This is a genomic window from Gammaproteobacteria bacterium (assembly GCA_019911805.1).
Classification (GTDB): Bacteria; Pseudomonadota; Gammaproteobacteria; order Thiohalobacterales; family Thiohalobacteraceae; genus JAHJQQ01.
Map to the genome: position 1 here is coordinate 137,357 of JAIOJV010000074.1, position 19,296 is coordinate 156,652.

Sequence of the window (19,296 nt, forward strand, 5' to 3'; positions counted from 1 at the left end):
CATGTCCCCCGACGACCGCGCTGCCGTCAGTGACTTTCTGTATGTCTGGCCGCAATACCTGCTACCCCATCATGCCCTGTCACGGCTGGTGTTGGCCGCGACCCGCGTCGAACAGCGCTGGTGGACGCAACGGCTGATCGGTGCCTTCCGCCGTCGCTTCGGCATCAGCCTCGCCGATGCCGTGCACACCGACCCGCGCGACTACCGCAGCTTCAATGCCTTTTTCACCCGCGCACTGCAGCCCGACGCACGCCCCATTGATGCCACCCCCGGGGCAATCGTCTCGCCGGTGGATGGTCGCGTCAGTCAGGCCGGCCGCATCGACGCCGACCGGATCTTTCAGGCCAAGGGCCGCGACTACAACCTGTTGGAACTGCTGGGCGGTGACGCCGAGCTGGCGGCACCCTTTCGCAACGGCTCCTTTGCCACGCTCTATCTGTCGCCGCGCGATTATCACCGCATCCATATGCCGCTGGCCGGCACGCTGACGGACACGGTGTACGTCCCCGGCCGGCTGTTCAGCGTCGCGCCGCACACCGTGCGCCGGGTACCACGCGTGTTTGCCCGCAACGAACGCCTGGTGGCCCGGTTCGATACCGAGGCCGGTCCCATGGCGATGGTGCTGGTGGGTGCGCTGTTCGTCGCCTGCATCGAGACCGTCTGGGCGGGCGTCGTCACGCCGCCCCACGGGCACCGTATCCGCCGGCAGTCGTTCAGCACCGCCACACCGGCGGTCCAGCTGGCGCGCGGCACGGAAATGGGCCGCTTCAATATGGGCTCGACGGTGATCCTGCTGTTCGGCGAGGACCGCGTCCGCTGGGAGGCCGGGCTCAGCGCCGGCCAGGCACTGCGTATGGGGCGGACGATCGGCCGCCTGGAAAGATAAGGAAGGATAAGGGTGGGACGGGAACGGCACGTACTTTAACCGGTTGTTGCCACGGAAACCGCTGCGCCGCGGCAGGTATTTTCCGGCACGTCCCGGCGAACTCTGCTATCCTTGCCCGCCGATGTAGAGACACCCTCCGGACTCCGGCCATGCACCCGATGCTCAATATTGCCACGCGCGCCGCGCGCGCCGCGGGCGACCTCATTGTGCGCTACGTGGATCGACTCGATCAGGTAGCGGTAATCAGCAAGGACCGCAACGATTTCGTGTCCGAGGTCGACCGCCAGGCCGAGGACACGATTATCCGCGTGCTGCGCAAGGCCTATCCGCAGCATTCCATTCTGGCCGAGGAAAGCGGCAGCCATGCCGGTAATGAGTTCCAGTGGGTCATCGATCCGCTCGACGGGACCACCAACTTTCTGCACGGGTTCCCGCAGTTCGCCGTCTCCATCGCCCTGTTGCACAAGGGCCGCCTGGAACAGGGGGTGGTCTACGATCCACTGCGCCAGGAGCTGTTTACCGCCACCCGCGGCGCGGGTGCCATGCTCAACAACCGCCGGCTGCGCGTGAGCCCGCGCACCACCCTGACCGGGGCCCTGCTCGGTACCGGCTTCCCCTACAAGGACCACCAGCATCTGGATGCCTATCTGGGGATGTTCAAGGACCTCATCCAGGAGACCGCCGGGGTGCGTCGCCCCGGCTCGGCGGCGCTGGATCTGGCCTATGTGGCCGCCGGCCGGCTCGACGGTTTCTGGGAGATCGGACTACGCCCCTGGGACCTGGCCGCCGGTGCGCTGCTGATCCAGGAGGCGGGTGGCATCGTCGGTGATTTCACCGGCGGCCCAAGCTTCATCAAGAACGGCAACATCGTCGCCGGCAATGCCAAGATATTCGCGGCGCTGATCAAGGCGATACGGCCGCACCTGACGCCCGATCTACAGGGCTGAGGCAGCAGCGCGTCATCTGTATACGGGCGTCCACCGCGCCGTTCCAGCACTCAAGTTCTCCAGACCAAACCCGACATACTCGGCATCACCCGCATCATCCAACGGGTCCGCGCCGGCTGCAGCGGTGCCTTTGAAGAGCCTGGGAACACCGCATGGACCTGACGCGCCTCAGCCCCGCCGCCCGCCACAAGCTCCGCCTGGAATTGTCCATGCGTGACGTCCTGGATGGCCTGGAGGAACTGGTCTGCCTGGATGTCTACCGCTTCGGATCGGGCTGCTTCGAGATACTGGGCATCGAACGTCCGCTCCCCGAGACCCCAGCCGTCCCGGCGCAGCCGCCGTTCACGACCCCGGCCCAGCTGCTGCGTTTCCCCACCGTCCGTACACCCCGCAGACGCGCCCATGGCGGCTGATCCCGTCGCGAGCGCCACCCACTCCGAGCGTTGCACTCAGAAACTGAATTTGCCACGAAAGTACACGGGGAAAAAGGATGAGACCAGCGCCTCCGCGCAGGCGCCACGGTCATCCGGAAGGCGGCGCGCGGCCACTTCAAGAATATTCTGTACTTCAGGGCCTTCCATCTGCCCCCGTGGCTGAAATGACCTCCCAGCTGCAACGGTCGGGCATGATGCCTACCCTGCAGCGGCGCCGGCTTTCTGCAGATCTGTTCGATTTCCCTGTCATGACAATTGTGTTATACACAGTCTAAGTCCGATCAGATGGACTGCGACCGCCCATCCCCAACGAGAGGCCGGTGTATAACATGAAAACTCTGCTCACCCTCCTGACCCCTCCCGTTGCCGCCTGCCGCTACGGCTGTGCCAGTTGCTGTGCCGCGCCCATCGGCGTGTTCTGGCTCACCGGTATCGTCAGCATCCTCTACGGCGCCCTCTGGGGCGGACCGGCCGACGGCACCGGCTGGCAGACCATCGTATTGGGACTCGGACTCTGGGGCATCGCGGCGACCTGGGCCTACCTGTCGCTCCGCAACACCGACTCGGAGGGCCGCGACGAGCGCTCCGGGCGACTGTGCAGCAAGATCCTGCCCAGTGTGGAGGAACCGGATCCCTTCGACGAGGTGCGCAAGGCGCGTTGAGCCGGTACGGGATGCGGGGTCCGCCGCGAGATCGCTGGCGGACCCCGCAAACGAAGGCACCGCAGACAGATGCGGGAAACCCCTCATGAGGTCCTGCCGCATCTGCCTGCGGTGCCTGTTTTATGTCTGGGGACGCCCGCTGGTGCTACGGTCGTTCGTTCCGCTCGGCCCCTTCCTTGGCGACCGGCAGGAGGTCGCTCTTACTCAGGCCCAGGCCGAGCACGGTGGCGCTGGCCATGAAGATCGATGAATAGGTGCCGACCACGATGCCGATCACCAGCGCCAGCGAGAAGCCGTGGATCACCTTGCCACCGAAATACAGCATGGCGAGCACCACCAGCAACGTCGTGGCCGAGGTCATGATGGTGCGTGACAGGGTCTCGTTGATCGCGATATTCATGATCTCCAGCGGACTGCCCTTGCGTATGCGTCGGAAATTCTCGCGGATACGGTCGAAGACGACGATGGTATCGTTCAGTGAATAGCCGATCACCGCCAGCACCGCCGCCAGTATCGTCAGGTCGAACTCCAGGCGGAACAGGCTGAAGATACCCACCGTCACAATGACATCGTGCAGCGTGGCCACGATGGCGCCTACTGCGAATCGGTACTCGAAGCGCAGCGCGACATAGATCAAGATACCGATCAGGGCGAAGGTGATCGCCAGCCCACCCTTTTCGATCAGCTCCTGACCCACCTGCGGCCCGACGAATTCCACCCGTCGCATCTCCACAGCGGGCGTATCCTGCCGCAGTGCCTGGAGCACGCGTTCGCTCAGGGCTGCGCTGCTCTCCTCCGGGCGTGGCGCCATCCGGATCAGTACATCGCTGGCACTGCCGAAATGCTGCACCTGGGCATCGGTGAAATCCCCGGCCAGCGCCGTGCGCACGGCGTTGAGGTCGGCACCATCCGGATAGGCCACTTCGAGCAGCGTGCCACCGGTGAAGTCGATACCTAAGTTGAAACCCCGGAACAGGATCGAGCCCAGGCAGATGAGGGTGACGATGATCGACAGCACCATGGCCAGCTTGCGCTTGCCCATGAAATCGAAGGTACTGTTGACTTTGAAGATCTCCATGACAGGCCCTCTGGGCTAGATCGACAGGCGGCTGACGCGGCGGCCGCCGTAGACGAGATTGACGATGGAGCGGGTGACCATGATGGCCGTGAACATCGAGGTCACGATACCCAGCGACAACACCACGGCAAAGCCTTTCACCGGCCCCGTACCGAAGCTGAACAGCACCAGTGCGGCGATCAGTGTGGTGATGTTCGCATCGGCGATGGTCCCGAAGGCCTTTTCGTAGCCGGCATGGATCGCCGCCTGCGGGCTGTTACCGTTGCGCAGCTCCTCGCGGATACGTTCGTTGATGAGCACGTTGGCGTCCACCGCCATGCCCATGGTCAGCACGATGCCGGCGATACCCGGCAGGGTCAGGGTGGCCTGCAGCATCGACAGCAGCGCGATGATCAATACCACGTTCGCCAGCAGCGCGACGTTGGCGAACAGTCCGAATACACGGTAGTAGACCGCCATGAACACCAGTACCAGCGCCATGCCGATGACCACCGACATGAAGCCCTGGTTGATGTTGTCGCGGCCGAGGCTCGGCCCGACGGTGCGCTCCTCGATGATCTCGATGGGCGCCGCCAGTGCGCCGGCACGCAGCAGCAGCGCCAGGTTGCGCGCCTCCTGCGGGTTGTCCAGGCCGGTGATCTGAAAACGGTTGCCGAGCTGATCGCGAATGCGGGCGATGTTGATGACCTCCTTCACCACGCGCCGGTCCTTGACCAATTGGCCGTCGACCTCGTGCGTCTCGACCTTGTTTTCGATGAAGACCACGGCCATCAACTTGCCGATGGCGTCTTTGGTCGCATTGGTCATCAGGCGGCCACCCTTGCCATCGAGGGTGATGAACACCGCCGCACCACCGCTGTCACGGTCGAAGCCGGAGGCGGCGTCGGTGATGTAGTCGCCGGTCAGGATGACGCGCCGGTCGAGCAGCACAGGGTTGCCGTTGCGCTCCCGGTACAGCTCGCTGCCGGCCGGGATACGGCCGCTGGCGGCCGCCGCAGCGGCGTCGTGCCCCTCATCCACCATGCGGAATTCCAGGGTTGCGGTCGCACCCAGAATCTCCTTGGCACGGGCCGTGTCCTGGACACCGGGCAGTTGCACCACCACGCGGCTGTCACCCTGTTGCTGGATGACCGGCTCAGCCACACCCAGCTCGTTGACGCGGTTGCGCAACGTCGTGATGTTCTGCTGCAGGGCGAAATTACGGATCTCGCGCCGCTGCTGCTCGCCGATCGTAGCCGTCAGCGTCCACGTATCGGCGCTCTCGGAGGTGCTGAATTCCAGATCACCATACTCAGCCTTCAGTGCGGCCAGGGCCTGATCACGTTCGGCGGCACTGCGGAACTGGGCGATGACGCCGTTGCTGCCGCGGGCGACGCTGATGTAGCGAATGGGTTCAGCGCGCTTGCGCAGGAAATCGCGAAACTCGCCTACGTAACGCTCCTCGGCCTGCTTCACCACGGCGGCCATGTCGACCTCCATCAGGAAGTGCACGCCGCCGCGCAAATCGAGACCGAGATACATGGGCATGGCGTTGAAGGCCTGCAGCCAGCGGGGCTCGGCGCTGGCGAGGTTCAGCGCCACGACGAACTTGTTGCCCAGAGCCTTCTCGACCCGGTCGGCGGCCTGCAACTGGGTCTCGGTATCGTTGAAGCGTACCAGCAGCCGGCCGTCACCGAGTTCGTCTGCCTTAGGGGTGATGCCGGCATCACGCAGCACGCCCAGCACCTGGTCACGGATCGCCTCGTCGACCTGCTCGGTGCGTGTTGCCGATACCTGAATGGCAGGATCCTCGCCGTACAGGTTGGGCAACGCATAGACCACACCCACGACCAACACGACCGCGATCAAGATATACTTCCACAACGGATACTGATTGATCATCTGACTCCCGCCCCCAATGCCCGACAAGGATGCATCCGACCCACCCCTGCATGTCTAGCGCCGCACCGCTTCCTTCGTCACCCCGGCGGATGCCCGGATCCAATCCAGGATCCACTCTGGGATCCACTCCAGCATCCACCCCAGGCCCCACTCCGGACTCCACTGCGGAACCCGGCACCCCGGGCCTCGTGGATTTTCACATCCACGGGGACGATGGTGGCTGAATCGCCGCGGTATTCTTAGAGTTCCTTGACCGCGTCCTTCGGCATCAGCGCGGTGATCGCCGGCCGCTGCACCTTCACCTCGACCTTGTCCGCCACCTCCAGCCTGACGAAGTTCTCGCCCAGGTCGGTGACCCGGCCAAGCATTCCGCCGGTCGTAACCACCCAATCACCCTTCTTCAGCGCCTCGACCATGGCCTTGTGTTCCTTGGCGCGCTTCTGCTGCGGACGGATGAGCAGGAAATAAAAGACCACGAAGATCAGGACCAGAGGCAGGAATCCCATGATCGGATTGGCCGCCGGCGCGTCAGCCGCCCAGGCGTTGGAGATGAAGAAGCTCATAGCGGTTCCTTGAAAGAATGAGTTACGAAATCGGGTCGAACATCACCACCGGGCACCCCGGCCCACCGGCAAAGCGGCCGGTATTATGGCACAGGCGGCTCCGGCCGGTCGCGCCTGCGGTAGAAATCCGCCACGAAGCCTGCCAGGGACCCGGCGGTGATGGCGGCGCGCAGGCCGCGCATCAGGGTCTGATAATAGTGCAGGTTATGGATAGTGTTGAGGCGTGCGCCCAGGATCTCGCCGCATTTGTCCAGGTGGTAGAGGTAGGCCCGGCTGTAATGGCGGCAGGTGTAACAGTCGCAGTCCGGGTCCAGCGGGCCGGTGTCGGTGCGGTGGGGACTGTTGCGGATCTTCACCACCCCGGTATGGGTGAACAGATGGCCGTTGCGGGCGTTGCGGGTGGGCATGACGCAGTCGAACATGTCGACGCCGCGGCGCACCGCCTCGACGATGTCCTCAGGCCGCCCCACCCCCATCAGATAACGGGGCCGGTCCACGGGCATGCGCGGCAGCAGATGATCGAGGATATGCAGCCGCTCGGCCTCGGTCTCACCGACCGACAGGCCACCGATGGCATAGCCATCGAAGCCGATGTCCGTCAGGCCTGCCAGCGAGATGTCCCGCAGCTCCGGATACATGCCGCCCTGCACGATACCGAACAGGGCCGACGGGTTGCCGCGGCCATCCGCGTCGGTCGCGTCGTGAGCCTGCCGCGAACGACGTGCCCAGCGCAGCGACAGTTCCATGGAGGTACGCACCTGCGCCTCGGTCGCCGGATAGGGAGTGCATTCATCGAAGATCATGACGATGTCCGAGCCCAGGGCACGCTGTACCGCCATGGACTCCTCCGGGCCGAGAAACACCTTGGATCCGTTGATCGGTGAGCGGAAGGTGACGCCCGCCTCGGTGATCTTACGCAGCGCCCCCAGGCTGAATACCTGGAAACCACCGGAGTCGGTCAGGATCGGCCCGTGCCACTGCATGAAGTCATGCAGATCGCCGTGTGCCTGCATCACCTCCACGCCCGGACGCAGCAGCAGATGAAAGGTGTTACCCAGCACGATCTGCGCACCGGTGGCGATCACCTCCTCCGGCGTCATCGCCTTCACCGTGCCGTAGGTGCCGACGGGCATGAACGCGGGCGTGTCGATGGCGCCGCGCGGCAGGGTCAGAACGCCTCTGCGCGCGTTACCGTCCGTGTGCTGGATCTCGAAGTTCATAAATTCAGGTTCTAGGGCCTAGGTCCTAGGTCCTAGGTCCTAGGCCCTGCCCTTCAACATACATCGCATCGCCGTAGCTGAAGAACCGGTAACGCTGTTCGACGGCGTGCCGGTAGGCGCGCATCACCGCGGCATAGCCGCCGAAGGCACAGACCAGCATCAGCAGGGTCGATTCCGGCAGATGAAAATTGGTGATCAGGGCATCCACCACACGGAACTCGAATCCGGGCGTGATGAACAGCCGTGTATCGCCGGCATAGGGCTGCAGTCGTCCGGACTGGGCCGCGGCCTCCAGGCTGCGGACCACGGTGGTACCTGCGGCGACAATACGCCCGCCCTGCGCCTTGGCCGCCGCGACCTGCGCACACGTCGCGGCGCCGACCTCGACCCGCTCGGCATGCATGTGGTGATCTTCCAGACGTTCGACCCGCAGCGGCTGGAACGTCCCGGCGCCGACGTGCAGCGTGACATAGGCGATATCGATGCCGGCAGCCACAAGATCGTCCAGAAAACCCGCCTCGAAGTGCAGCCCCGCCGTCGGCGCCGCCACCGCACCGGGGGCACGCGCGAACACCGTCTGGTAGCGCTCACGGTCGGCGGCGCCGTCCGGGCGGGTGATATACGGCGGCAGCGGCATGTGTCCGTGACGCTCCAGCAGCGTCAGGGCATCATCCGCGTCGCCCCGCAGCTCCAGGACGAAGAATGCCTCATCCCGGCTGAGCACGACTGCCTCGATGGGCCCTTGGAGGTGCAGCCGCGCACCCTCCCGGGGTGACTTGCTGGCGCGCACCTGCGCCAGCACGCGGTGGGGGCCGAGCAGGCGCTCCACCAGCACCTCGACCCGCCCGCCGCTATCCTTGTGCCCGCGCAGGCGGGCCGGGATCACCCGCGTGTCGTTCAGTACCAGCAGGTCCCCCGGACGCAGCAGGTCCGCCAGGTCGCGGAACCGTCGATCAGTGCTCGCCCCGGCCCCATCCAGGTGCAGCAGGCGGCTGGCCGCACGCTCCGGAAGCGGTATCTGGGCGATCAGTTCAGGTGGAAGTTCGAAGAAAAAATCACTCCGCTGCATGGCGCGGCATGGTATCACAGGCGCGCTTGCCCATCCGTCGGGATGGCTTATACTAACCCCCTTGTCCGGCCGCCCAGGCAGAGTATGCTGCAGCCGGCTGTCATGCCGGGATGGCGGAATCGGTAGACGCAGTGGACTCAAAATCCACCGGTGGCGACACCGTGCGAGTTCGAGTCTCGCTCCCGGCACCATTAAATATGTTTGTTAACGTATTCTGTACGTAGATGTTCCCCCCCATGCGGGCCACCGCGTCCGCACAACCCGTATCACCGGCATGGAACCCACGCTCCTGGGGTTGATACCGGTATACGACCCACGCGGGCGCCTTGGGGGCGCACGCTCGACTCAAGGGCATATCCGACACTATGGCAGGCACCCACTTTTCCGTTGAAGTCCAACCCATGCTGCCCGCGCGCCTTGGCCGTCTGCAGGAATTGGCCGAGGACCTGCTCTACAGCTGGGACCGTCAGGTGCGCGCCCTGTTCTGGCGTCTGGACAACCAGTTATGGGACGACTGCGGCCACAATCCCAAGCTGTTCCTGCGCCGGGTCTCGCAACAACGCCTCGACGAGGCGGCCGAGGACCGCGTCTTCATCGAGGACTACAACCGCGCGTTGTCGGCCTACGACACCTACCACGAGGAGGCACTGCCCACCGGGGTGGAAGAGTATCTCGATCCGGAAGCGGATCTGGTCGCCTATTTCTGTGCCGAGTTCGGCCTGCATGAGAGTCTTCCCATCTATTCCGGCGGCCTGGGCATCCTCGCCGGCGATCACTGCAAGGCCGCCAGTGATCTGCGCATCCCCTTTGTCGCCGTCGGCATCATGTACCGCCAGGGCTACTTCAACCAGACCATCGACGGCCATGGCAACCAGATCGCACATTACGCCCCGACCAATTTTGCCAATCTCGCCATCCGCCCGGCCCGGGTTGAGAACGGCCAGGATCTGCATGTCTTCGTCGATCTGCCCGGCCGCCGGGTCATGCTCAAGGTGTGGGAGGCCAAGGCCGGTCACATCAAGCTGTATCTGCTCGACAGCGACCTGCCGGAAAATCAGGATACCGACCGGGCCATTACCTATCAGCTCTACGGCGGCGACATCACCACCCGCATCCAGCAGGAGATCGTGCTCGGCATCGGTGGGGTGCGCACGATCCGCGCGCTTGGCCTGAAACCCACCGTATGGCATATCAATGAAGGTCATGCGGCCTTCCAGATCCTGGAGCGCTGCCGCGAATGGGTGCGCAAGGGCCCCCTGGATTTCGCCAGTGCCCTGGAACTGGTCGCTGCGGGCACGGTGTTCACCACCCATACGCCGGTGGCCGCGGGGCATGACATCTTCGACCATGCCTTGATCACGAGCTACTTCGACGGGTACGTCAAGGAGCTCGGCATCGACATGGACGAGTTTCTGCAACTGGGGGCGAGCCCGAATATCCCGTACGGTTTCAACCAGACGGCCCTGGCACTGCGCGGCTCGCGCTTCCACAACGGCGTCAGCCGTATCCACGGCGGCGTCGCCTCGCAGATGGAAAGTTATATCTGGCCACAGATCCCGGCCCGTGAGAACCCCATGCGGTACGTCACCAACGGCGTGCATGTACCGACCTTTCTGGCGCGCGACTGGACGAATCTGTTCGACATGCGCTTCGGTCGCGGGTGGGACAACGAGCTGTTGAACCGGGATTACTGGGAACGTCTCGACGATATCCCGGAGCACAGCTTCTGGAGCCTGCGCCAATGGCTGAACGGCAAGCTGCTGGCGGAGGTACAGCGTCGTATCACCTGGCAGCACCGCCGCAACGGCTGCTCTGAGACCTTGATCGAGCGCATGACGCAATATCTCTCCGTGGAGGCAAGCGACGTCCTGACCATCGGCTTTGCGCGTCGCTTCGCCAGCTATAAGCGGGCGACGCTGCTGTTCGCCGACCCCCAGCGGCTGGAGCGTCTGCTGAACAACCCCGACCGCCCGGTCGTGCTGATCTTCGCCGGCAAGGCGCATCCCAGTGATCTGCCGGGGCAGCGTCTGATACAGGTGATCCATGAATTCTCGCGCCGCCCCGAGTTCATCGGCCGGATCATCCTGGTCGAGGGCTACGATATCGCGCTGGCCCGCAAACTGGTCACCGGCGTCGACGTCTGGCTCAACAACCCTGAATACCCGATGGAGGCCAGCGGGACCTCAGGGCAGAAGGCGGGTCTCAACGGCGTCATCAACCTCAGCGTACTGGACGGTTGGTGGGGCGAAGGCTACAACGGCGAGAATGGCTGGGCGATCACGCCGCACGGCGCACAGTTCGATGCCGGCTACCGCGATCACGAAGAAGGCAACGAACTGCTCGACATCCTCGAACACCAGGTGATACCGCTGTACTACCAGCGCAATACGCAAGGCTATCCCGAGGGCTGGGTACGGATGTCCAAGGCCTCCATCAAGTCCATCCTGACGCAGTTCAATTCAGAACGCATGGTGATGGACTACGTCCGTGGCTTCTACAGCCCCGCCAGCGCACAATGTCGTAAACTCGCCGCCAACCAGTGCAGCGGCGCCCGTGATCTCGCCGCTTGGAAGGCCCACGTACAGCATACCTGGCCGCAGATCTCGCTACGGCTGGTCGATGCCCCGCCGGACGCAATCCGTTCCGGGCATACCGTGCCGATCACCGTCGCCGCCCGTCTGCACGATTTGAAAGCGTCGGACGTACGCGTGGAGTGCGTCGTCGGGAAGGAGAACGAACATGGCGAGTTCATCGGTGAAGCACACTTCGATTTCGCGCCGGCCAGCAGCGGCGACGATGGCGAGACGCTGTTCCGCCTGGACCTGATCCCACCGCTGCCCGGCCTGCAGCGCTACAAGCTACGCATGTTTCCGACACACCCGCTGCTCAGTCATCCCTTCGAGATGGGCTGCATGCTGTGGCTGTAAGGATCGGCGGTGTGTCGGATACCGTGCAAGAAGCCCATCATCAGCGGCGGCCGTACAGCGTCGTCAGCTGACGGACACGCTCGGCGAGTTTCTGCGGCAGCTGATCCCATTGAAACCGCCAGCGCCAGTTGCCCTCGGCCACACCCGGCGTATTCATGCGGTGTTCCGAGCCCAGCGACAACACGTCCTGCAGCGGTACGATGGCGAGTGCGGCGACCGATGCGAAGGCGGTGCGGATCAGCGGCCAGGGCATGGGCTCGGACGGGTGGCCGAGATAGTCGTGCAGGTGCGTGCGCGTGACCTCGTCGAGGCCAGCATACCAGCCCAGACTCGTGTCGTTGTCATGTGTGCCCGTATAGACGACGCTCAGCCGCTCGTGGTTATGCGGCAGGTAGGGGTTGTCCGCGGCACCGCCAAAGGCGAATTGCAGAATCTTCATGCCTGGCAGGCCGAAACGCATACGTAGCGCGTCGACCTCGGCCGTGATGATCCCCAGATCCTCCGCGACCAGGGGCAGGTCATGGAAGGTATCGAGCAGTGCCTGGAACAGGCGCTCACCCGGACCCTTCACCCACTGACCATCGATGGCGGTCACGGCCTGCGCGGGGATCTCCCAATGCGCCTCGAAACCGCGAAAGTGATCGATGCGGATAAGATCGAAGAACTCGCGCTGGGTACGCATGCGCTCGATCCACCAGCCGAAACCATCCTGTTCAATGCGGTCCCAGCGATAATGCGGGTTACCCCAGCGTTGACCGGTCGCCGAGAAATAGTCCGGCGGCACACCGGCCACGACTTCGAGGTGGCCCTCGGCATCGACCCGGAAGTATTCACGCCGCGCCCAGACCTCGGCACTGTCGTAGGCGACGAAAATCGGCATATCGCCGAACAGCAGCACGCCGCGGCGCGCCGCGTAGTCGCGTAACGCGTGCCACTGGGTGAAAAACACGAACTGTTCGAACTGTACCTGGGCAATGACCGCTGCCAGGCGCACCCGTGCGGCGGCCATTGCCTCCGGCTGACGGTCGCGCAGGGGCGCGGGCCAGTCCGACCAGACGCACTGCCCGTGTTCGTTACGCAGCGCCTCGTAGAGCGCGAAGTCGTCGAGCCACGTGCGGTGCTGGTCGATGAAGGCCTCGAGGGCGCGCCGGTCGTCCGCCTGCGCCCGCTCGCCAAAGCCGGCATACGCTGCCCGCAGCCGTGCCGCTTGCCACGCCGCCGATAATTCGACCGGTGGCGCCGCAACGGACCCCAGCCAGCCACGCTCGACCAGCCCGTGGAGACAGATCAGCCGTGGATTGCCGGCATGTACGGAGGTGCATTGATAGGGAGAGCAATCCGCATGGGTCGGCCCCAGTGGCAGCATCTGCCAGACCGACACGCCGGCCGCCGCCAGAAAATCCACGAAGCGCCGTGCCTCCACACCCAGTGCACCGGTGGCACTGTCTGGAAAGGAGGTCGGATGCAGCAGGATGCCTGCGCGGCGACAGGTGAAGGGCGACGCCTCCTCGTAGCGATGCGTCATCGACTCTCCTGTCAACTGCTCTGCTGCCCGCGGCGCATCACACCACCGTGCGCTGGCGGTTCGGGCCTCGTGCTGCCATGAGAGAAGACCTGGGTGAGATATTCCGGCGGCGTCTTGCCGAGCAACTGATACAGATTCGCGAGGTGCATGCGGTAGAGGTGGTCGAAATCGTGCACGGTCTCCGCCGGGTTGTAGTCACCGAACCACCAGAACCAGTCGGAGCCCTCACAGATGGCCAGCTGATGTTGTGCCTCGGCCAACTCGTTCGCCGTCAGGCGGCCACTGGCGACGCTGGCATCGAACATGCGCTTGGCGTCACCCAGCATCTCCCAGGCACGATTTTTGTCCTGGTCGCCGATCCAGGTGGAGAAGGTACCGTACACCCAGCTGCCCGCCACCAATTGAGTAAGGGGTGTGGGCTCGCCGCCGCTGTCCAGGTATTCAGAAAACGTGGTGAGCCGGATACGGGGATGATCGCTGAGCCGCCGGTAGAGAGCGCTCAGGAAATAGTAGCCGTTCTCCGGGTAATATTCCCAGGCGTTCTCGCCGTCGAGGATGATGGAGACGATGCGCTGCGCGTCAGGTTGTCCGGCCGCGGCGATGTTCTCCAGATTGTGGACCAGGTTGGCGATGGCGTCGTCGGCATGCCAGGTGGAATAGGTGAAGCCGATCGTGTCGGACAGGCCATCATCGCGGAAGAAACACGCGGTTCCATCTTTCTGTACGCGGTACGGCCGATACAGGGACTGCTCGCGCGGGGTGTTCTGGCGCTGCGGATTGCGCGCCAGGCTGTGGACCAGTACGCTCTCGCCACTCGCCGTCCAGTGGAAGCCGTGCGCGTGCAACTGCTTCAGCGTGGCGGTGCTGACCCCGCCCTCCGATGGCCAGCAGCCCCGCGGGCGGAAGCCGAAATGCCGCTGACAGGTGGCGACGGCCTCGCGCAGATGCCAGTCGATGCGTTCGGCACCGCCGGGATACGCATCGAGCTGCGGCAGCGGCACGTCCGGTAAGGCTTCACGTGCCGTCTGCAGATCCAGCAGCAGCGGCACGATCGGATGTGCGTAGGGCGTCACGGAGATCTCGATCTTTCCCGCCTGCGCCAGCCGTGCATAGCGACCGATGACACCCGACAGCAGCCCGCTGATGATGGTCATGAGGGTATGTCGGTCATGCAGTGAGTAGCCACTGCCCTTCTGCATCAATTCGGCCACGCGCGCGTCGGCACGCCGCACCGTCTCGCCCAGCCAGGCGAGGTGATACCAGACCAGGATATCGGCCACGAACTGATCGGTGATGTAGCCGATCGATTCGCTGTGCTCGCTGCACCATTGCCCCAGCTCGGCGAGTCGCTTGTAGACCGGGAAGCGGTCGATGAGGCGTGTCTTGTTGGCACGCAGACAGGCCTTCACCAGCCGCAGGCGCATCTCTGGTTCCAGCGGCAGGCTGGCCGCACCCAGCGCCGCCAGCAGCGGGTCGCGGATGGCGCTGCCTTCACGCAGAAAGCCGCGCACCTGCCCGGCATAGTCGGCGAGCTGATCGAGCAGGATGGGCGCGAAGTTCACCACCGCCTTCGCCCCGGGGCTGGCTTCGATGTGCGCCGCCATATCGACGTAGTCCTTGATGGCGTGCAGGTAGGTCCAGGGTTGCAGATACTCCCCGCTGACGGTGTTGCAGTACTGCGGCTGGTGCATGTGCCAGCACAACACGACGTTCAGGCGCGGCTCAGCGGACATGGTGCAGCTCCTGGCCAAGCATCTCCGGTGTGATCAGCACGACACCCCCCTCCGAGACATGGAAGCGCCGTGCATCCTCGACGGGGTCCTCTCCGACCACCGTGCCCGCCGGGATCCGGCAGCCCTTGTCGATGACTGCGCGCGTGATACGGCAGTCCGGGCCTATGTTCACGTTGGGCAACACCACGGTGTCCTCGACCACCGTATGCGCGTGCAGCCTCACGTTGGAGAACAGCAGCGAATGGCGCACCCGCGCACCGGAGACGATGCAGCCACCGGAGACCATGGAGTCCACCGCCATACCGCGCCGGTCATCGTCGTCGAAGACGAATTTGGCGGGTGGCAGCTGTTCCTGATAGGTCCAGATGGGCCACTCCTCATCATAGAGATTGAGCTCCGGGGTGACACCGATCAGTTCCAGGTTGGCCTCCCAGAAGGCATCCACGGTACCGACATCCCTCCAATAGGCCTGCTTGCCGGTCTCCTCGTCACGGAACGAATAAGCGATCACCTTGCTGTCCTTGATGATGTGCGGCAGGACGTTCTTACCGAAATCGTGCTCCGATGCGTCGTCGTCCGCATCGCGGATCAGTTCCTGATAGAGAAATTCCGTGTTGAAGACATAGATGCCCATCGAGGCCAGTGCGACGTCCGTGTGTCCTGGCATGGGTGCAGGCTGTTCGGGTTTTTCCTGGAAACCCACTACACAGCCCTCGTCGTCCACGCTCATGACACCGAAGGCGCTGGCGCGCGCCAGGTCGACCTCGATGCAGCCGACCGTCATGTCAGCACCGCGCTTGACGTGTTCTGCGATCATGGGGCCGTAATCCATCTTGTAGATGTGATCCCCGGCCAGGATCAGTACGAAATCCGGCCGATGGTTACGGATGATATCGAGGTTCTGGTAGACGGCGTCGGCCGTCCCCTGATACCACGACACCTCGATGCGCTGTTGCGCCGGCAACAACTCGACGAACTCGCCGAACTCACCGCGCAGAAAATTCCAGCCACGGTGGATATGCTGGATGAGCGAGTGCGCCTTGTACTGGGTGAGGACACCGATGCTGCGGATCCCCGAATTCAGACAGTTGGACAGCGGGAAGTCGATGATGCGGAACTTACCCCCGAAAGGTACCGCCGGTTTGGCGCGCCATAGCGTCAGGTGTTTGAGGCGGGATCCCCGCCCTCCCGCCAGGATGAGCGCGAGGGTATTGCGGGTGAGGCGGCTGACGAAGCGCCGGGTGTGTCCGGTACGCATGCTCATAAATCTCCCTTGAATGTCGGCATTGGGCTCATTACCTGCCCAACGCCGGTACTGCCCTGCGGTCCAGCATCCCCCGCAGGGCCCCGTACACGGCTCTATGGTACCATCCACCCACCAACTTGGAATGGCATTCTGCCCATCCCGGGCGTATGCGAGCCAACTCCCAGCGACGGCCATGTCTCAGACCGCGAAACCGCCGATCGACCTACTCGGACCCGACCTTCGTCAGATCGCCGCGGCCCGGCATCATGACCCCTTCACTGTGCTGGGACGCCATCCACACGGTGGTGGCGAGCGTGTCCTGGCCTATCTGCCGGGGGCACGGGGCGTACGGCTGGTCGAGACCGACGCGGCGCTCACCCGGATACCAAATTCCGACTTCTTCACCTGGCAGGGACGCGCCGGCACCGTGCCACAGCGCTACCGTCTGGAATGGGTCGATGACCACGGTGCCACGCGAACGGCCTACGACCCCTACTGTTTCCCGGCGCAGGTGAGCGACTTCGACCTGCACCTGTTCGGCGAGGGCCGGCACTGGCACGCCTACCGTTTCATGGGTGCCCACCCACATCGCTGCGACGACATCGACGGTGTCCGCTTCGCCGTCTGGGCACCGAGCGCTGAGCGGGTCAGTGTGGTGGGCGACTTCAACGGCTGGGACGGGCGCCGCCACCCCATGCGCGTGCGCGGTGGCAGTGGTATCTGGGAGCTGTTCATTCCCGGCCTCGCACCGGGACAGTTCTACAAATACGAGATCCGCAACCGCGAACACGGCAGCATCCACCTCAAGACAGATCCCTATGGGCAGGAATTCGAGTACCGCCCCGGCACCGCCGCGCGCGTCCCGGACATCGATGAGTATGCATGGGATGACGCCGACTGGTTGCGCGCGCGCCACGACCACGACTGGCTGCATGCGCCCATGTCGATCTATGAAGTGCATCTCGGCTCCTGGCGGCGCGACCCGCAGGGCAGATTCCTGAGCTATCGCGAGCTGGCCGAGCAGCTTATCCCGTATGTGCAGGACCAGGGCTTCACCCATATCGAACTGCTGCCGATCACGGAACACCCGCTGGACGATTCCTGGGGCTATCAGGCCACCGGCTACTACGCACCGACCAGCCGTCACGGTACGCCCGACGATTTCCGCTTCTTCGTCGACCAGTGCCATCAGCACGGCATCGGCGTCATCCTCGACTGGGCACCCGGCCACTTCCCCAAGGATGACCACGCCCTGGCCCGCTTCGACGGCAGCGCGCTCTACGAACACGCGGACCCGCGGCGGGGCGAACACCGCGACTGGGGCACCCTGATCTTCAACTACGGCCGCAACGAGGTGCGCAATTTCCTGCTCTCGTCCGCCCTGTATTGGATCGAGGAGTGCCATATCGACGGCCTGCGCGTGGATGCCGTCGCCTCGATGCTCTACCTGGATTATTCACGCGATGCCGGCGACTGGCTCCCGAACATCTACGGTGGGCGCGAGAACCTGGAGGCGATCGACTTTCTCCGTCAGCTCAACGAAGTCACTCAGGGCCGCCATCCCGGCACGCTGATGATCGCCGAGGAATCCACCGCCTGGCCGCAGGTCACACGCCCCCCCTACGTCGGTGGCCTGGGCTTCTCGATGAAGTGGAACATGGGTTGGATGCACGACACCCTGGTGTATTTCAGCAAAGACACGGTGTACCGGCACTACCACCATGCCCAGCTCACCTTCGGCCTGCTGTACGCCTTCACCGAAAACTTCGTCCTGCCTTTCTCACACGACGAGGTCGTGCATGGCAAGTCGTCCATGCTGCACAAGATGCCGGGCGACGAATGGCAGCAGTTCGCCAACCTGCGCCTGCTGTACACCTACATGTGGACCTATCCGGGTAAAAAACTGCTGTTCATGGGTTCAGAGTTCGGGCAACGCTCGGAATGGAACTGCAACGCACCGTTGGAATGGCAGGCACTGGACTATGCCCCGCACGCCGGCGTGCACAGCCTGATGCGCGACCTCAACCACCTGTACCGGAACGAACCCGCGCTGCACGCCTGCGAATTCGAGGCCGAAGGCTTCGCCTGGATCGACTGCCACGACGCCGCGAAGTCGGTCATCAGCTACCAGCGCCACGCCGAGGCCGAGCTCCTGGTGAACGTCTTCAACTTCACGCCGGTGGTGCATGAGGAGTATCGGTTGGGGGTACCCGAGCACGGTCGCTACCGGGTACTGCTGAACTCGGACTCACTCTTCTACGGGGGCAGTAACGTCGGCGAACAGATCCTGCACACCGAACCCACGCCGTGGATGGGTCACCCATACTCCATCGCCCTCACCCTACCGCCGCTCGCGGGGGTGGTGCTGAAGCGGGAAGGGTGACGGAGTTCTGTTGCAGAAATTCAACCACGAAGGAAAACTTCGACGAGTGTTGATCGCAGAATCCCCTCCCCCATAAAGTGGGGAGGGGATTCACGGTTTTACACTTATCGAGGTTTTCCTTAGTGCCCTTCGTGTCCTTCGTGGTTGAAGTGGCCTTTACGTCTGCTTCGGCCGGAACGCCTTGACCACCGCCTCGTCGGTGGTCAGGAACGGGCCACCGATGAGGTCGATGCAACAGGGCACGGCCGGGAACACCGCCTCCAGACATTCCGCGATGGCAGCGGGCTTGCCCGGCAGGTTGATGATCAATGAACGCCCACGGATACCGGCGAGCTGGCGCGACAGGATGGCGGTCGGCACATGTCGCAGCGACACGGCACGCATCTGTTCGCCGAAGCCCGGCAGGTGCTTTTCGATCACCACCTCGGTCGCCTCGGGCGTGACATCGCGCGGCGCCGGGCCGGTACCGCCCGTGGTCACCACCAGAGAGCAGTTCTCCCGGTCACAGAGGTCCCGCAGCACGGCCTCGATCTCCGGACGCTCATCCGGGACCAGTCGCAGCAGCGGCTCCCACGGCGAGGTCAGTGCGCGCGTCAACCAGTCGCGGATGGCCGGTCCACCGAGATCCTGGTAGTCGCCGCGGCTGGCGCGGTCGGACACAGTCACGATGCCTATGCGGGCCGACGTCCGGCTCATGGGATTCCCCTCGGTAACGGTACGGACGTCGCAGTATAGCAAGGCG

General features: G+C 64.1%; 15 protein-coding genes and 1 tRNA gene. 7 read left to right on the forward strand and 9 right to left on the reverse strand.

Features of this window, described 5'->3' with window-relative positions; translation table 11 throughout:
- Position 1 precedes the first annotated feature (1 nt).
- The 4 genes from asd (at position 2) to K8I04_08465 (ending at position 2,929) form a co-directional block, all read left to right on the forward strand.
- Complete coding sequence (asd, locus tag K8I04_08450) at positions 2–886, forward strand: archaetidylserine decarboxylase (GenBank protein MBZ0071736.1); 885 nt, start codon at positions 2–4, stop codon at positions 884–886.
- A 149-nt stretch (positions 887–1,035) separates the two neighbouring features.
- Positions 1,036–1,833 carry an inositol-1-monophosphatase gene (gene suhB, locus K8I04_08455; protein ID MBZ0071737.1) on the forward strand — a complete coding sequence of 266 codons (798 nt, stop codon included), beginning with the start codon at positions 1,036–1,038 and terminating at the stop codon, positions 1,831–1,833.
- Positions 1,834–1,985: 152 nt separating this feature from the next.
- The gene (locus tag K8I04_08460) at positions 1,986–2,246 is read left to right on the forward strand and encodes a hypothetical protein (protein MBZ0071738.1); all 261 of its coding nucleotides are present in this window, start codon (positions 1,986–1,988) and stop codon (positions 2,244–2,246) included.
- A 350-nt stretch (positions 2,247–2,596) separates the two neighbouring features.
- Positions 2,597–2,929 (forward strand): hypothetical protein, encoded by a 333-nt coding sequence (locus tag K8I04_08465; GenBank protein ID MBZ0071739.1) that lies wholly within the window; start codon positions 2,597–2,599, stop codon positions 2,927–2,929.
- Positions 2,930–3,074: 145 nt separating this feature from the next.
- Here K8I04_08465 and secF read toward each other — a convergent pair whose 3' ends face one another.
- The 5 genes from secF to queA form a co-directional block, all read right to left on the reverse strand.
- Positions 3,075–4,007, reverse strand: a complete 933-nt coding sequence (secF, locus tag K8I04_08470; protein MBZ0071740.1) for a protein translocase subunit SecF — start codon at positions 4,005–4,007, stop codon at positions 3,075–3,077.
- Between the two features lie 15 nt (positions 4,008–4,022).
- The gene (gene secD / locus K8I04_08475) at positions 4,023–5,888 is read right to left on the reverse strand and encodes a protein translocase subunit SecD (protein ID MBZ0071741.1); all 1,866 of its coding nucleotides are present in this window, start codon (positions 5,886–5,888) and stop codon (positions 4,023–4,025) included.
- Positions 5,889–6,127: 239 nt separating this feature from the next.
- Positions 6,128–6,451, reverse strand: a complete 324-nt coding sequence (gene yajC / locus K8I04_08480; GenBank protein MBZ0071742.1) for a preprotein translocase subunit YajC — start codon at positions 6,449–6,451, stop codon at positions 6,128–6,130.
- Between the two features lie 83 nt (positions 6,452–6,534).
- A complete protein-coding gene (gene tgt / locus K8I04_08485) occupies positions 6,535–7,671 on the reverse strand; it encodes a tRNA guanosine(34) transglycosylase Tgt (protein ID MBZ0071743.1) in 1,137 nt (378 codons plus the stop codon).
- Positions 7,672–7,696: 25 nt separating this feature from the next.
- Positions 7,697–8,740, reverse strand: a complete 1,044-nt coding sequence (gene queA, locus K8I04_08490; GenBank protein ID MBZ0071744.1) for a tRNA preQ1(34) S-adenosylmethionine ribosyltransferase-isomerase QueA — start codon at positions 8,738–8,740, stop codon at positions 7,697–7,699.
- 104 nt (positions 8,741–8,844) lie between these two features.
- On the opposite strand from queA, the gene K8I04_08495 reads away from it, so the two are divergent.
- Together K8I04_08495 and glgP are read left to right on the forward strand one after the other, a co-directional pair.
- Positions 8,845–8,931 (forward strand) — tRNA-Leu (locus K8I04_08495).
- A 174-nt stretch (positions 8,932–9,105) separates the two neighbouring features.
- Positions 9,106–11,667: an alpha-glucan family phosphorylase gene (gene glgP, locus K8I04_08500; protein MBZ0071745.1), complete on the forward strand. Its 2,562-nt coding sequence runs from the start codon at positions 9,106–9,108 to the stop codon at positions 11,665–11,667.
- Positions 11,668–11,707: 40 nt separating this feature from the next.
- Here the strand turns inward: glgP and malQ are convergent, their stop codons facing one another.
- The 3 genes from malQ to glgC are packed head-to-tail and all read right to left on the reverse strand — an operon-like array spanning position 11,708 to position 16,183.
- On the reverse strand, positions 11,708–13,192 hold the full coding sequence (malQ, locus tag K8I04_08505; GenBank protein ID MBZ0071746.1) for a 4-alpha-glucanotransferase: 1,485 nt from the start codon (positions 13,190–13,192) through the stop codon (positions 11,708–11,710).
- A gap of 11 nt (positions 13,193–13,203) precedes the next feature.
- Positions 13,204–14,925, reverse strand: coding sequence for a glycoside hydrolase (locus K8I04_08510; GenBank protein ID MBZ0071747.1), 1,722 nt, complete (start codon positions 14,923–14,925; stop codon positions 13,204–13,206).
- Complete coding sequence (glgC, locus tag K8I04_08515; GenBank protein ID MBZ0071748.1) at positions 14,915–16,183, reverse strand: glucose-1-phosphate adenylyltransferase; 1,269 nt, start codon at positions 16,181–16,183, stop codon at positions 14,915–14,917. Before glgC ends, K8I04_08510 begins: the two co-directional genes overlap by 11 nt.
- 181 nt (positions 16,184–16,364) lie before the next feature.
- Here glgC and glgB point away from each other — a divergent pair, with 181 nt between their 5' ends.
- Positions 16,365–18,554: a 1,4-alpha-glucan branching protein GlgB gene (gene glgB / locus K8I04_08520; protein ID MBZ0071749.1), complete on the forward strand. Its 2,190-nt coding sequence runs from the start codon at positions 16,365–16,367 to the stop codon at positions 18,552–18,554.
- 156 nt (positions 18,555–18,710) lie between these two features.
- Here the strand turns inward: glgB and mog are convergent, their stop codons facing one another.
- On the reverse strand, positions 18,711–19,250 hold the full coding sequence (gene mog / locus K8I04_08525) for a molybdopterin adenylyltransferase (protein ID MBZ0071750.1): 540 nt from the start codon (positions 19,248–19,250) through the stop codon (positions 18,711–18,713).
- Between the last annotated feature and the right edge of the window lie 46 nt (positions 19,251–19,296).

Bases quoted from the DNA above. Each gene is read 5' to 3' on its own strand.
- asd (MBZ0071736.1), top strand. From the start codon at position 2: ATGTCCCCCGACGACCGCGCTGCCGTCAGTGACTTTCTGTATGTCTGG.
- suhB (MBZ0071737.1), top strand. From the start codon at position 1,036: ATGCACCCGATGCTCAATATTGCCACGCGCGCCGCGCGCGCCGCGGGC.
- K8I04_08460 (MBZ0071738.1), top strand. From the start codon at position 1,986: ATGGACCTGACGCGCCTCAGCCCCGCCGCCCGCCACAAGCTCCGCCTG.
- K8I04_08465 (MBZ0071739.1), top strand. From the start codon at position 2,597: ATGAAAACTCTGCTCACCCTCCTGACCCCTCCCGTTGCCGCCTGCCGC.
- secF (MBZ0071740.1), bottom strand. From the start codon at position 4,007: ATGGAGATCTTCAAAGTCAACAGTACCTTCGATTTCATGGGCAAGCGC.
- secD (MBZ0071741.1), bottom strand. From the start codon at position 5,888: ATGATCAATCAGTATCCGTTGTGGAAGTATATCTTGATCGCGGTCGTG.
- yajC (MBZ0071742.1), bottom strand. From the start codon at position 6,451: ATGAGCTTCTTCATCTCCAACGCCTGGGCGGCTGACGCGCCGGCGGCC.
- tgt (MBZ0071743.1), bottom strand. From the start codon at position 7,671: ATGAACTTCGAGATCCAGCACACGGACGGTAACGCGCGCAGAGGCGTT.
- queA (MBZ0071744.1), bottom strand. From the start codon at position 8,740: ATGCAGCGGAGTGATTTTTTCTTCGAACTTCCACCTGAACTGATCGCC.
- glgP (MBZ0071745.1), top strand. From the start codon at position 9,106: ATGGCAGGCACCCACTTTTCCGTTGAAGTCCAACCCATGCTGCCCGCG.
- malQ (MBZ0071746.1), bottom strand. From the start codon at position 13,192: ATGACGCATCGCTACGAGGAGGCGTCGCCCTTCACCTGTCGCCGCGCA.
- K8I04_08510 (MBZ0071747.1), bottom strand. From the start codon at position 14,925: ATGTCCGCTGAGCCGCGCCTGAACGTCGTGTTGTGCTGGCACATGCAC.
- glgC (MBZ0071748.1), bottom strand. From the start codon at position 16,183: ATGCGTACCGGACACACCCGGCGCTTCGTCAGCCGCCTCACCCGCAAT.
- glgB (MBZ0071749.1), top strand. From the start codon at position 16,365: ATGTCTCAGACCGCGAAACCGCCGATCGACCTACTCGGACCCGACCTT.
- mog (MBZ0071750.1), bottom strand. From the start codon at position 19,250: ATGAGCCGGACGTCGGCCCGCATAGGCATCGTGACTGTGTCCGACCGC.